General features: G+C 72.5%; 15 protein-coding genes. 4 read left to right on the forward strand and 11 right to left on the reverse strand.

Going from position 1 to position 12,401, the window contains the following annotated elements:
* Positions 1 to 112 precede the first annotated feature (112 nt).
* From B6R96_RS12825 to sigE, 5 genes are all read right to left on the reverse strand, one after another.
* Positions 113 to 844 carry a hypothetical protein gene (locus B6R96_RS12825; RefSeq protein WP_081522512.1) on the reverse strand — a complete coding sequence of 244 codons (732 nt, stop codon included), beginning with the start codon at positions 842 to 844 and terminating at the stop codon, positions 113 to 115.
* Positions 845 to 983: 139 nt separating this feature from the next.
* Entirely contained in the window at positions 984 to 1,433 is a 450-nt protein-coding gene (locus tag B6R96_RS12830) for a sec-independent translocase (RefSeq protein WP_030385887.1), read from the reverse strand.
* Between the two features lie 118 nt (positions 1,434 to 1,551).
* Entirely contained in the window at positions 1,552 to 2,928 is a 1,377-nt protein-coding gene (locus B6R96_RS12835; protein ID WP_081522513.1) for a S1C family serine protease, read from the reverse strand.
* Positions 2,929 to 2,982: 54 nt separating this feature from the next.
* The gene (locus B6R96_RS12840) at positions 2,983 to 3,639 is read right to left on the reverse strand and encodes a zf-HC2 domain-containing protein (protein ID WP_081522514.1); all 657 of its coding nucleotides are present in this window, start codon (positions 3,637 to 3,639) and stop codon (positions 2,983 to 2,985) included.
* Complete coding sequence (gene sigE / locus B6R96_RS12845; RefSeq protein ID WP_078626255.1) at positions 3,636 to 4,415, reverse strand: RNA polymerase sigma factor SigE; 780 nt, start codon at positions 4,413 to 4,415, stop codon at positions 3,636 to 3,638. Before sigE ends, B6R96_RS12840 begins: the two co-directional genes overlap by 4 nt.
* A 178-nt stretch (positions 4,416 to 4,593) precedes the next feature.
* Here sigE and B6R96_RS12850 point away from each other — a divergent pair, with 178 nt between their 5' ends.
* Complete coding sequence (locus B6R96_RS12850; protein ID WP_030385883.1) at positions 4,594 to 5,256, forward strand: O-methyltransferase; 663 nt, start codon at positions 4,594 to 4,596, stop codon at positions 5,254 to 5,256.
* A 29-nt stretch (positions 5,257 to 5,285) separates the two neighbouring features.
* Here B6R96_RS12850 and B6R96_RS12855 read toward each other — a convergent pair whose 3' ends face one another.
* Both B6R96_RS12855 and B6R96_RS12860 read right to left on the reverse strand, forming a co-directional pair.
* Positions 5,286 to 5,903, reverse strand: a complete 618-nt coding sequence (locus tag B6R96_RS12855) for a hypothetical protein (RefSeq protein WP_030385882.1) — start codon at positions 5,901 to 5,903, stop codon at positions 5,286 to 5,288.
* Positions 5,904 to 6,032: 129 nt separating this feature from the next.
* A complete protein-coding gene (locus B6R96_RS12860; RefSeq protein ID WP_003966491.1) occupies positions 6,033 to 6,200 on the reverse strand; it encodes a DUF3117 domain-containing protein in 168 nt (55 codons plus the stop codon).
* Between the two features lie 333 nt (positions 6,201 to 6,533).
* Here B6R96_RS12860 and B6R96_RS12865 point away from each other — a divergent pair, with 333 nt between their 5' ends.
* Positions 6,534 to 7,337, forward strand: coding sequence for an enoyl-CoA hydratase/isomerase family protein (locus B6R96_RS12865; protein ID WP_081522515.1), 804 nt, complete (start codon positions 6,534 to 6,536; stop codon positions 7,335 to 7,337).
* A 56-nt stretch (positions 7,338 to 7,393) separates the two neighbouring features.
* Here the strand turns inward: B6R96_RS12865 and B6R96_RS12870 are convergent, their stop codons facing one another.
* Entirely contained in the window at positions 7,394 to 7,972 is a 579-nt protein-coding gene (locus B6R96_RS12870) for a DNA-3-methyladenine glycosylase I (protein ID WP_081522516.1), read from the reverse strand.
* Positions 7,969 to 8,334 carry a DivIVA domain-containing protein gene (locus tag B6R96_RS12875; RefSeq protein WP_051779183.1) on the reverse strand — a complete coding sequence of 122 codons (366 nt, stop codon included), beginning with the start codon at positions 8,332 to 8,334 and terminating at the stop codon, positions 7,969 to 7,971. Before B6R96_RS12875 ends, B6R96_RS12870 begins: the two co-directional genes overlap by 4 nt.
* A gap of 76 nt (positions 8,335 to 8,410) precedes the next feature.
* On the opposite strand from B6R96_RS12875, the gene folP reads away from it, so the two are divergent.
* Complete coding sequence (folP, locus tag B6R96_RS12880) at positions 8,411 to 9,271, forward strand: dihydropteroate synthase (protein ID WP_081522517.1); 861 nt, start codon at positions 8,411 to 8,413, stop codon at positions 9,269 to 9,271.
* 91 nt (positions 9,272 to 9,362) lie between these two features.
* Here the strand turns inward: folP and B6R96_RS12885 are convergent, their stop codons facing one another.
* Together B6R96_RS12885 and dapE are read right to left on the reverse strand one after the other, a co-directional pair.
* Positions 9,363 to 10,130: a TIGR00730 family Rossman fold protein gene (locus B6R96_RS12885; RefSeq protein WP_030385877.1), complete on the reverse strand. Its 768-nt coding sequence runs from the start codon at positions 10,128 to 10,130 to the stop codon at positions 9,363 to 9,365.
* Between the two features lie 64 nt (positions 10,131 to 10,194).
* Complete coding sequence (gene dapE / locus B6R96_RS12890) at positions 10,195 to 11,274, reverse strand: succinyl-diaminopimelate desuccinylase (RefSeq protein WP_081522518.1); 1,080 nt, start codon at positions 11,272 to 11,274, stop codon at positions 10,195 to 10,197.
* Between the two features lie 87 nt (positions 11,275 to 11,361).
* Here dapE and B6R96_RS12895 point away from each other — a divergent pair, with 87 nt between their 5' ends.
* A complete protein-coding gene (locus B6R96_RS12895) occupies positions 11,362 to 12,351 on the forward strand; it encodes a hypothetical protein (RefSeq protein ID WP_030385875.1) in 990 nt (329 codons plus the stop codon).
* The last annotated feature ends 50 nt before the right edge of the window (positions 12,352 to 12,401 follow it).

Here is a 12,401-nt window from a genome sequence, read left to right on the forward strand (position 1 = left end):
GGAAGGGCGCCGCTCGCCGAGCGGCGCCCTTCCGCGTACCGGTCCGTCGCATCGCGCCGCGGGCCGGTGCTCAGTCCTCAGCGGTCGGTGGCCGCCGAGGACCGGCTGCTCGTCACTCGTACGAACCGAGGTCCGCGATCGCGGCGAAGCCGAGCCCGTACGCGCTCATGCCGCGGCCGAACGCACCCAGGTGGACACCGCTGCCGGTGGACCCGGCCAGCACCCACCCGAACTCCGACTCGCGGTAGTGGAACGGCGTCGGCTCCCCGTCCACCGGCAGCGACAGCGTGGACCAGTCCTCGCCGTCCAGGTCGTCCGCCAGCTCCCAGGCGGCCTCGGTCTGCTGGTCCAGCCAGTCGTCGCGCAGCGAGTGGTCCATCTGTCCGGGCCAGCTGTACGCCAGCAGCCCGGAGCCGGCCAGCCAGGCCGCCGAGGCGACCGAGGTGGCCTCCAGCACGCCGGTGCCGTCCCCGCTGCGCCGCAGCGGATTGCTCGCCACGGTGATGACCACCGCGAAGCGCTCCTTCTCACCGGTGGCGATCTCGCCCCGGGCGGAGGGCTCGTCCCCGTGGCCGGTGGAGCCGTGCTCCACGGTGCCGTCGGCGGCGACGGCCACCTGCATGAGCCACCGGGGGCCCGTGAAGGCCCCGTCCAGCCCGTACCAGGGGAAGTCGGCGGCCAGGAACCCCTCGGCCGTCCGGCGGGCCGCCGGTACGGGCGCGGCGGCCTCCTGTGGCTGCGTATGGCTGTGCGGTCCGGTATCCGGCTCCTGGCCGGGCGCGTCGGCGGGGGCGAGGGCCTCCGCGGTCTGCGCCCCTACCCGGCTGCTGCTCGTCGTCTCCATCTGGGCGGCCTCTCGTTCCGTGGGGTCCGGAACGGCCCTCCCCCTCGCTGTGCTGGGGGGACCCCCTCCCTCGGGCGTCCTGCGATCCGGACAGATGGAGGATAGCCATCCGACCGCGGATCGCCGGGCAGGCCGCGCGTCAGGTGGCGTCGGCGTCGAAGCGCGAGCGCTGGTCCGCGGCGGGTGCGGCGGGCTTCTTCAGCAGGTCCGGGCCGGTCACGGCGGGCGTGGCGGCGGTGTTCGGGGAGGCCGGGGCGCCCGGGTCGGACGCGGAGCTCTTGACCGCGTCGGAGACGTCGTTCAGCTCCTTGCGGAGGTCGAAGCTGCTGCGGAGGTCCTTGAGGTCCTCGTTCTCGTTCAGCTGCTTGCGGATGAAGGTCTTCGGATTCAGGTCCTCGAACTCGAAATCCTTGAATTCCGGGCCGAGTTCGGAGCGGATGTCGTGCTTCGCGCTGTCCGAGAACGCACGGACCTTGCGGATGAAGCCCGTGACGTCCTGAATGACCTTGGGCAGCTTGTCCGGTCCGAAGACGAGAATGCCGAGCACCACGATCGTGACAAGTTCGAGTGCGCCTATGTCGTTGAACACCTTGCCGCTCCTCGGCTCTCCATCACTTCGGGCCCCGACACACGGTACCCGCCGTTGCCCGCGGGCCCATACCTGCGTACCACCTCCGCCGCGGTTTCACCCGGCCGTCATGACACGATCATGAGCCGTTCGCCGATCCGAGGACCACTTTCAGGGTGCTTTCGCGGCCGTCGCGCAGGACCGTGAGGGTCAGCGGGTCGCCCGGGCGGTGGGCCCGGATCTTGATGATCAGCTCGTCACCGCCGCGTACCCGCTGGCCGTCGACCTTGGTGATCACGTCCCCGGCCCGGATGCCGGCGCGCGCGCCCGGTCCGCCGGCGACCACGGACGGCTTGCCGTCCTCGCCCTTGTCCCCGACCCGGGCTCCGTCGCCCGTGTAGTCCATGTCGAGGGTGACCCCGATGACGGGGTGCGTGGCGCGGCCGGTGCGGATGAGCTCCTCGGCGACGCGCTTGCCCTGGTTGATGGGGATGGCGAAGCCGAGGCCGATGGAGCCGCCCTGCCGGCTGGGGTCGTCCTTGTCGGCCCCGCGGATCGCGCTGTTGATGCCGACCACGCGGGCCTTGGAGTCGAGGAGGGGGCCGCCGGAGTTCCCCGGGTTGATGGGGGCGTCCGTCTGCAGCGCGTCGACGTAGCTGATGTCGCTGCCGTCGCCCTTGTCGCCGCCCGCAGTGACGGGCCGGCCGGTGGCGCTGATGATGCCGGCGGTGACGGTGTTGGAGAGGTCGAACGGCGCGCCGATGGCCACCACCGGGTCGCCGACCTTCACGTTCTCGGAGTTCCCCAGGCTCAGCGGCTGGAGCCCGCGCACCCCGCTGACCTTGACCACGGCCAGGTCGTAGCCGGAGTCGCGGCCCACCAGCTCGGCGGTGACGCTCTCGCCGGTGCTGAAGGTGACCGCTATCTCCTTGGAGTCGGCGACCACGTGGTTGTTGGTCAGGATGTGGCCCTGCTGGTCGAGGACGAAGCCGGTACCCGTGCCGCTGCCCTTCTCCCCCCGCACGTGCAGGGTGACGACCCCGGGCAGGGCGGTGGCGGCGATCCCGGCCACGCTCTCGGGTGCCCGGCCCTTGTCGGCGGCGGCCGCCGCCTGGGGCAGCTCCAGCCGGGTGCTGCTCTGCCGCTCGGCGAGCACGCCGAGGTATCCGCCGATCCCGCCTGCGAACAGCGCCGTCCCGACGCCGAGGGCCACCACCTGCCACAGCCGGATCCCGCGGGGCTCCCGGCCCCGGTCCACGACCTGGAGGGGCTCCACGGCCCACGGGTCGTACCGCACCGGGCGGGCCCCGTCGCCCGCGTCGGCGGCGGGGGCGGTCTGTGCGGCGGTCTCCGGGGCGGGGGAGGCGTCCTGGAGCGGTACGCCGTTCCCGGCGCCCGCCTCGTCCCCTGCTTCGGGCCGCGGCGCGGGAACCCCTCCGCGGCGGCCCTCGTCGGGCGTCCCCTCGGGCCGGCTCCACCACTGCGGAGCCGGATCGGTCTGCTGCCTGTCGGCCATCGGCGCTCCCCGCGTACCTATGCGCATGTGCCGCAGATTCAATCAGGTCCCGCGTCAGCGCAGCAGGGAGACCGGACGGGCCGGGATCTGCGGGGAGGGCTGGAGCGGGGGCAGCGGGGTCGCGACGGCCGACATGAGGCTCGGGACGGCCGCCGGGGTGGGCATGCGGTCACGGGCGCCCGCGTCGGTCACGGGCAGGGCGGGACCGGGCCGGGAGGCCGGGGCCGGGGAGTCCCCGCGCAGGTTCGGGTCCGCCTCCAGCGGCAGTGAGCCGCCGAGCGCGAGCGCGGCCAGCGAGACGGCTCCGGCGGCCACGAAGGCGAACCGGCGTCGCGGACGGCCCACCTCATGGATCCGGAAGCCCTCCTGCTGCTGCGGACGTACGGCGACCGGCAGCCCGTACGCGAAGGCCTCGAACGGGTCGCTCGCGCCGGGGCCGGGCGGACCGGCGGGGCCGGACGGGTCGTCGAGACCGCCGCCGGGCAGTCCCTGGAGGCGTGCCAGCAGTCCGGCGGACAGCGGCGGCGGCGCGCTCTCCACGAACATGGTCTTCAGACGGCGCTGGGCATCGGCCTCGGCCTTGCACTTGGCGCAGGTCGCCAGGTGGGCCAGGACCCGCTCGCGGGCGTCGTGTTTCAGCTCCCCGTCGACGAGGGCGGCAAGCCGGTCGCCCAGGTGCTGTTCGGCGGGGGACGGACTGACTTCGCTCACTCGGCTCCGCCCTCTCCCCCGGCGCCGGGGGCGCCCATCGCCACACCCGCCAGCGCGCGCTGCTCCGCGCGGGCCTCGGGGGACCGGTGCTTGAGCGCCTTGCGCAGGTGCGAGCGGCCCCGGTGGATACGGCTGCGCACGGTGCCGAGCTTCACGCCCAGCGTCGCGGCGATCTCCTCGTACGACAGGCCCTCGATGTCGCACAGCACCACGGCGGCGCGGAACTCGGGGGCGAGGGTGTCCAGCGCCTGCTGCACGTCCGCGTCGAAGTGCGTGTCGTGCAGCACCTGCTGGGGGGACGGCTCACGGCTCGGCAGCCGGTCGGCGGCGTCGTCGCCGAGCGCGTCGAAGCGGATGCGCTGCTTGCGGCGGACCATGTCCAGGAACAGGTTCGTGGTGATGCGGTGCAGCCAGCCCTCGAACGTGCCCGGCGTGTAGGTGGACAGCGAGCGGAAGACGCGGACGAAGACCTCCTGGGTCAGGTCCTCGGCGTCGTGCTGGTTGCCCGTCAGACGGTAGGCAAGGCGGTAGACCCGCGCGCTGTGCGTGCTGACGATCTCCTCCCACGAAGGAGGGGTCCACGCCTGGGAGCCCGCATCGGCGGCAAAGCTCGCGGTGGTTGCGGTGTCTGCGGTGTGGAAGCGGTCAGCAATGTAGGTCACGGATTTCGGCTCACCGGCCGACCAGAAGAGGCGTCTGAACACGCCCCCACGATCCACAGGCGCAGCCGCACCTCCCCTATCGGCTCTGGTGGTGTCCAGCGGAGTCCCTACCATAGCCACCCCCTCTGTCAGCTCCGGATAAGCGTTTTTGCAGTATCTTTACGCGAGACTTAGGCCCAGGAGCGCTCCCGGCCGTCGATCTGCCCGGCGGCGTCCCTTCTGATCCCGCTTCCACCCTGCACAACGCCCGGTCCCATCTGCGGGTTCCCGACGTCAACGGATACAGTCACCGTTGCGCCAACTATGGGGACAGGAGAGGGTCATTACCGGCAACCGGCAGACGAGCTGGGCGTTCGCCGACGCGTTTGTCGCCGAGGACGACGCTCTGCGATGGGCCCGTGACCGGTCCAGGGAAGCGGGCCTGAGGTCCGTCTCCCCCGGTACCGGGGCCGCGCTGCGCCTGCTGGCCGCCACCGCGGACGCCAAGGCGGTCGCCGAGATCGGCACCGGAACCGGCGTCTCCGGCATCCACCTGCTGCACGGAATGCGCCCCGACGGGGTGCTGACCACCGTGGATCCCGAGGCCGACCGGCAGGCCTTCGCCCGCCAGGCCTTCCGCGCCGCCGGCTTCGCGGGCAACCGCGCCCGCTTCATCCCGGGCCGCGCCCTGGACGTACTGCCCCGGCTCGCGGACGGCGGGTACGACCTCGTCTTCTGCGACGGGGACCCCTCCGAGTCCCTCGACTACCTCGCCGAATCGTTGCGGCTGCTGCGCCCCGGCGGACTGGTGTGCTTCGAGGGGGTCTTCTCCGACGGCCGTACGGTCGACTCCGCGGCCCAGCCGGTGGAGGTGCTGCGCGTGCGCGAGCTGCTGCGCAGCGTCCGCGAGAGCCCCGCCCTGGAGGCCGCGCTGCTCCCGGTGGGCGACGGCCTGCTGTGCGCCGTGCGCCGCTGACCTCCCGGACCCGCCCGCGGGCCCCGCGGTCAGCTCAGGAGCGCGAAAGTGAGGGCCGCCGTGCCGCCGAGCGCGGTGCCGGCGAGGAGCTGGGCCGGGGTGTGCGCCCTCAGCACCAGCCGGGACCAGCCCACCGCGGCGGCGACCAGGGCCGCGGGGAGCACCGGGGCCCCGAGGACGAGCAGCAGGATCATCACGGTGCCGCCGGCCACCGACATGTGGATCGATATCTGCCAGACGACCGTGACCAGCAGCGAGGACACGAGGCCCACCAGCATCGCGACGACGAGCGCGAACACCTGCCGGGGGGCGCCCAGGGCGTGCAGGAGGGCGATCCCGGCGACGACGGAGACCAGGCTCAGGGCCATCGGGACGACGCGCTGGCGCCGCACCCGGATGTGCTGGTCGGTCAGCGCACCCCGGCGGACGCCCAGGGCGATGATCCCGATCGGGACCACCCCGCAGAACAGGGCGGCGAACAGACCCCAGCCGAGCCCGGCCCACGAGGTGGTGCTGTGCCATCCGACGAGCAGCAGCAGCGCGACGACCAGGTTCGCCGGAGCCAGTACGTCGGAGAGGACCCGGGCGGCCTTCTGGCGGGGCGTGCAGTCGGCGAAGGCGGGCGGCGCGGGCGGGGTGAAGGTCACGGCACGGCTCCGGAATGGTCGGGTCCGGGGAGGACGACACAACACTGCCCCGGCCGCGGATCGCGGTCGGGGCAGTGCAGAGAATGCAGAAACGCAGAAGGTGGAAGTGCTGTCAGTGTCCCCGGGGGGTCAGCCGACGACCTTCTTCAGGGCGTCACCCAGGGCGTCCGCCTCATCAGGGGTCAGCTCGACGACAAGCCGACCGCCGCCCTCGAGCGGTACGCGCATGACGATGCCCCGCCCCTCCTTGGTGACCTCGAGCGGGCCGTCGCCCGTCCGCGGCTTCATGGCCGCCATGCTCGTTCCCCTTCCTGAAACCAGCTCATCGTCAGCCGACGGCCCCATTCAGGCGCCTAATACCCGGCATCGAACACATTGCTTCCCAGCCATTATCCCGCATGTCAGGACCCGATGACCAACATCGCCCGGGAACGCTTGGGCAACGCGCTCGACCAAAACCACTCATTTCGGGGATCCGCCTGCGATACTTCGCCGCCGCAGCCGGGAAGCGGCATCCGCTTTCTTTGACGCACATCACATGTGCGTGCCACGTCCGGTCCGCCATGCTGGCCCTTGTACCGGACAGTACCGACCGGTAGCCAAGCCTGCGACGAAGGGGGACCCCCTGCCATGGCCGACAGCGTGCTCTACGAAGTGACCGACGGACTCGCCACCATCACGATCAACCGTCCGGACGCGATGAACGCGATGAACACGGAGGCCAAGGTCGCCCTGCGCGACGCGGTCCGGGCGGCGGCCGCGGACGGCGCGGTGCGGGCCGTCCTGCTCACCGCCGCCGGCGACCGGGCCTTCTGCGTGGGCCAGGACCTCAAGGAGCACATCGGGAACCTGGCCTCGGACCGCGAGACCGGTTCCTCGCTGACCATGAACACGGTCGCCGACCACTACAACCCGATCGTGCGGGCGCTCACCGAGATGCCCAAGCCCGTGGTGGCCGGGGTGAACGGCGTGGCGGCCGGAGCGGGCTTCGGCTTCGCGCTGGCGGCGGACTTCCGGGTCGTCGCCGACACCGCCTCCTTCAACACCTCGTTCGCCGGGGTGGCGCTGACCGCCGACTCCGGGGTCTCGTGGACCCTCCCCCGGCTGATCGGCGCCTCCCGCGCCTCGGACCTGCTGCTCTTCCCGCGTTCGATCAAGGCGCAGGAGGCGTACGAGCTCGGCATCGTCAACCGCCTGGTGCCCTCGGAGTTCCTGCACGCCGAGGCGGAGGCCGTGGCCCGCACCCTGGCCGCCGGACCGACGGTCGCCTACGCCGCGCTGAAGGAGTCCCTGGCCTACGGGGCCTCCCACACGCTCTCCGAGACGCTGGAGCACGAGGACGTCCTCCAGACGCGTGCAGGGGCCTCCGAGGACCACGGCATCGCCGTCCAGGCCTTCCTCGCGAAGCAGCCGCCGAAGTACCTCGGCCGCTGACGACGCCCGCGCCGCGGCCCGGCCCGCCCCGGACGGGGCCGGGCCGTCGGGCCGGGTCAGGCCGGGTCGCGGAAGACGCAGCCGGCCAGGTGGTCGTTGACCAGCCCGCAGGCCTGCATCAGGGCGTAGGCCGTCGTGGGGCCGACGAAGCGGACGCCGGCCTTCTTCAGGGCCTTGGCGAGGGTCGTGGACTGCGGGGTGACCGCGGGGACCTCGGTGACCGTCGCCGGGGCCGCTCCCGGCTCCTCGGGGGCGTGGGACCAGATCAGGGTGTCCAGCTCCCCCGGCTCCCATCCGGCGAGGACCTTCGCGTTGGCCAGCGTCGCCTCGATCTTGGCGCGGTTGCGGATGATCCCCTCGTCGGCCAGCAGCCGCTCGGCGTCGCGGTCGTCGAACTCCGCGACCGCCGCGATCGAGAAGTCGTGGAAGGCCTTGCGGAACCCTTCCCGGCGCCGCAGGATCGTCAGCCACGACAGCCCCGACTGGAACGCCTCCAGGCACAGCCGCTCGTACAGCGCGTCGTCGCCGTGGACCGGCCGGCCCCACTCGGTGTCGTGGTAGGCCACGTAGTCCGGTGTCGACAGCCCCCACGGGCAGCGCAGCAGCCCGTCCGCGCCCGCCACCGGACCGCTCACCGCTCACCGCCCTTGCTGAGGTCGACGTGCCCGGGCGCGTCCTGCGGAGCGGCGTCGGCGGGCGCCGCGGGCGCCTGCGCGGCCGTCAGCTGCGCGATCCGCGCGTCCCGCTCGGCCAGTTCGGCCGCGAGCCGCTCCAGTACGTCGTCCACCTCGGCCATCCGGTACCCGCGCGGGGCGACCGGCAGCCGCAGCGCGTCGATGTCCGCCCGCACCACGGGCCGGGTCTCCGGCAGCCCGTCCGCCACCCGGTCCGGCTCCGCTTCCGGCAGGACGGCCTCCGAGCCGCCGCCGATCACCGCCAGGGTGACCGCTGCCACGACCACGACCAGCGCGATCATCAAGAAGAAGAACACGATCAACTCCCCTGAGAGACTCCGGCCACCAGGTTAAGGTCGCTGGCGAGGCGCAAGGGTCGCCGAAGGAGGAAAGAGCAGGATGCTGCGACTGGGCAGGCGCGAGTTCGACACCCACGAGCCGGTGATCATGGCCATCGTGAACCGGACGCCGGACTCCTTCTACGACCAGGGCGCGACGTTCCGCGACGAGCCGGCGCTGGACCGGGTCGAGCACGCGATCGCCGAGGGCGCCGCGATCATCGACATCGGCGGGGTCAAGGCGGGCCCGGGCGAGCATGTGGACGCGGCCGAGGAGGCACGGCGCACGGTCGGTTTCGTGGCCGAGGTCCGGCGCCGCCACCCGGACGTGGTGATCAGCGTGGACACCTGGCGGCACGAGGTCGGCGAGGCGGTGTGCGAGGCCGGCGCCGATGTCCTCAACGACGCCTGGGGCGGCGTGGACCCGAAGCTGGCGGAGGTCGCCGCACGCCACGGCGCGGGCCTGGTCTGCACCCACGCGGGCGGTGTCGAACCGCGCACCCGGCCGCACCGGATCGCGTACGAGGACGTCATGGAGGACGTCCTGCGCGTGACGGTCGGGCTGGCGGAGCGGGCGGCGGCGCTGGGCGTCCGCCGGGACGCCATCATGATCGACCCCGGTCACGACTTCGGGAAGAACACCCGGCACTCGCTGGAGGCCACGCGCCGGCTGGACGAGATGACGGCGACGGGCTGGCCGGTGCTGGTCTCCCTGTCCAACAAGGACTTCGTCGGGGAGACCCTCGACAAGCCGGTCAAGGAGCGCCTGCTGGGCACCCTGGCCACGACGGCGGTCTCGGCCTGGCTCGGCGCGCAGGTCTACCGCGTCCACGAGGTCGAGGAGACCCGCCAGATCCTGGACATGGTCCGCTCGATCCAGGGCCACCGCCCCCCGGCCGTCGCCCGCCGCGGCCTGGCCTGACCCCGACGGCCGGAGGCCGGCGCAGCCGTCGCCCGGCGCGGCCTGGCCTGAGGGGCGGGGCCCGGGCCGGACGGGGCCCGGGCCGGGGGTGCTACTTGCCGACTTCCTTCGTCACCAGCGCGATCGCCTCGTCCACGTCGTCCGTGACGTGGAACAGGTAGAGGTCCTTCTCCGAGGCCTTGCCCTGGGCGATCACCGTGCCCCGCAGCCAGTCGATCAGGCCGCCCCAGTACTCCGTGCCGAACAGCACGATCGGGAAGCGGGTGATCTTCTGGGTCTGGACCAGGGTCAGCGCCTCGAACAGCTCGTCCAGCGTGCCCAGGCCGCCCGGCAGGACGACGAAGCCCTGGCTGTACTTCACGAACATCGTCTTGCGGACGAAGAAGTACCGGAAGTTCAGGCCGAGATCGACGTGCTGGTTGAGCCCCTGCTCGAAGGGGAGCTCGATGCCGAGGCCGACCGAGATGCCGTTCGCCTCGCGGGCGCCCCTGTTGGCCGCCTCCATGGCGCCCGGTCCGCCACCGGTGATCACGGCGAAGCCGGCGTCGACCAGCGCGCTGCCGATCCGTACGCCCGCGTCGTACTCGGGCGAGCCCTCCGGCGTACGGGCCGATCCGAACACGCTGATCGCGGGCGGCAGCTCGGCGAGCGTGCCGAAGCCCTCGATGAACTCCGACTGGATGCGCAGGACCCGCCAGGGATCGGTGTGCACCCACTCGGAGGGCCCCGCCGAATCCAGCAGCCGCTGGTCCGTCGTACTGCCCGCCTGCACCTGACTCCGCCTCCTCAGCACCGGCCCGAGCTGCTGCTCCTCGGGCCGACGACGAGCGGAACCCTCGGGACTGCCGTGGTTGCCCATGCTGTGCTCCCTCCTGCTGATCGTTGGATCAGGGTAGGCGCACAAAGGTGACGAGAAGCGGAATTCAGGAGGTCAGCCAGGCGCGAAGTCGTTCCTCGCAGTGCAGGATCGCCTTCGTCTCGACGCGTTCGTCGACCTTGTGGGCCAGCAGGGCGTCGCCCGGGCCGTAGTTGACCGCCGGAACGCCGAGGGCGCTGAAGCGGGAGACGTCCGTCCAGCCGAACTTGGGCATCGCCCGGCCCCCGACCGCCTCCATGAAGGCCGCGGCCGCCGGGTGGGACAGGCCCGGGAGGGCGCCGCCCGAGGAGTCGTCGACGACGAACTCGGCGATGTCGCAGTCCGCGAACACCTCCCGTACGTGGGCCAGGGCCTCGGCCTCGGTGCGGTCGGGGGCGTAGCGGAAGTTGACCGTCACCGTGCACGCGTCGGGGATGACGTTGTTGGCGACGCCGCCCTCGATGCGGACCGCGTTGAGGCCCTCGTGGTACTCCAGGCCGTCGATGACCGGCTTGCGCGGCTCGTAGGACGCGAGCCGGGCGAGGATCGGGCTCGCCGAGTGGATGGCGTTGGAGCCCATCCAGCTGCGGGCGGAGTGGGCGCGCTCGCCGGCCGTGCGCAGCAGGACGCGCAGGGTGCCCTGGCAGCCGCCCTCGACCTCGGCGTTCGAGGGTTCCAGCAGGACCGCGAAGTCGCCGGTCAGCCAGTCGGGGTGGGCGGCTGCGACCTTGCCGAGCCCGTTGAGGTCGGCGGCGACCTCCTCCTGGTCGTAGAAGACGAAGGTGAGGTCCCGGTTCGGCTCGGGCACGGTCGCGGCGATGCGCAGCTGCACGGCGACACCGGACTTCATGTCGGTGGTACCGCAGCCCCACAGCACGTCGTTCTCGTCGAGGCGGGAGGGGACGTTGTCGGCGATCGGCACGGTGTCGAGGTGGCCGGCGAGTACGACGCGCTCGGCGCGGCCGAGGTGCGTGCGGGCGACGACGTTGTTGCCGAAGCGGTCCACAGTGAGGTGCGGCAGGCCGCGCAGCGCGTGTTCCACGAGGTCGGCGAGTACCTTCTCGTCGCCGCTCACGGACGGAATGTCGACGAGCCGGGCGGTCAGCTCGGCGGCGTCCAGGGTGAGGTCCAGCTCGGATTCGGACATGGAGCTGACCCTAACGCCCCGGGCTGCGGCGGAGCCTCGTACGTCCGGCCGGTGGACGCGTCATATGGCTCAAGTACGGTGGGCCGCGTGTCCGAGACCCGTGAACCCCGTCCTCGTCGCCGCCGCCGGCTGCTCCGGGCGGCCGTCGGCCTGTTCGTTCTCCTTGCGGTGGCCGGCTACTTCGCCGTGCAGCGCGATTCGAACGGTGGTGGCGGTGCCCCGTTCTGCGTGGCCAGTGCGGATCCGGTCGGGGAGGACGGAACCTCCGAATCGTACGAAATGTCTCCGGAGCAGGCGGCGAACGCGGCGACGATAGCGGCCGTCGGCGTCGCCAAGGGCCTGCCGGACCGGGCCGTGACGATCGCATTGGCGACCGCCATGCAGGAGTCCGCGCTGCGCAATCTCGACCACGGCGACCGGGACTCGCTGGGCCTGTTCCAGCAGCGGCCCTCGATGGGCTGGGGCACGCCGGAGCAGATCACGGACCCCGTCTATTCGGCCGGAATCTTCTACGACCACCTGGTGGACGTGGAGGGGTACTCGCGGCTGCCGCTGACGGTGGCCGCGCAGAAGGTGCAGCGCAGCGGGTTCCCGCAGGCGTACGCGAAGCACGAGCCGGACGCGACGGTGCTGACGGCGGCCTTCGCCGGAGGCGGCACCCTGAACTGCGGCGGGCCCGCGCCGGCGGGGCCGGGCGACCCGGAGCGGGTACGGGCCGACCTGATCCGGATCTTCGGCAAGGACGGGATGCACACGCTGCCCCCGCCGAGCGGCCAGGCCGGCCAGGCCGGCCGGAACAGCGGCGGCGGCCAGGCGGCCCCGGAGGTCGAGGTCACGCTGGTGGAGAAGAAGGGCGGCGGTGAGGCCGTGGTCCGCCGCAGCCGGGCCATGGCCCACTGGGCGGTGGCCAACGCGAAGGCGATGGGCATCTCCCGGGTGTCGTACGACCGGCACGGCTGGATCGGCGGACAGGACCGGGGACGCTGGCAGGGCATGGGCGAGCCGGGGGCCAAGAACGGCGAGGGGGACCCCTACGGCCCGCGGCCGGGCGAGGTACGGATCTTCATGGCCCGCTGATCCCCTCCCCGGGGCACGCGCCGGGGGCGCCCGGGCGCACGTGCGAGTGA

Origin of the sequence: Streptomyces sp. Sge12 (assembly GCF_002080455.1) — a bacterium.
Classification (GTDB): Bacteria; Actinomycetota; Actinomycetes; order Streptomycetales; family Streptomycetaceae; genus Streptomyces.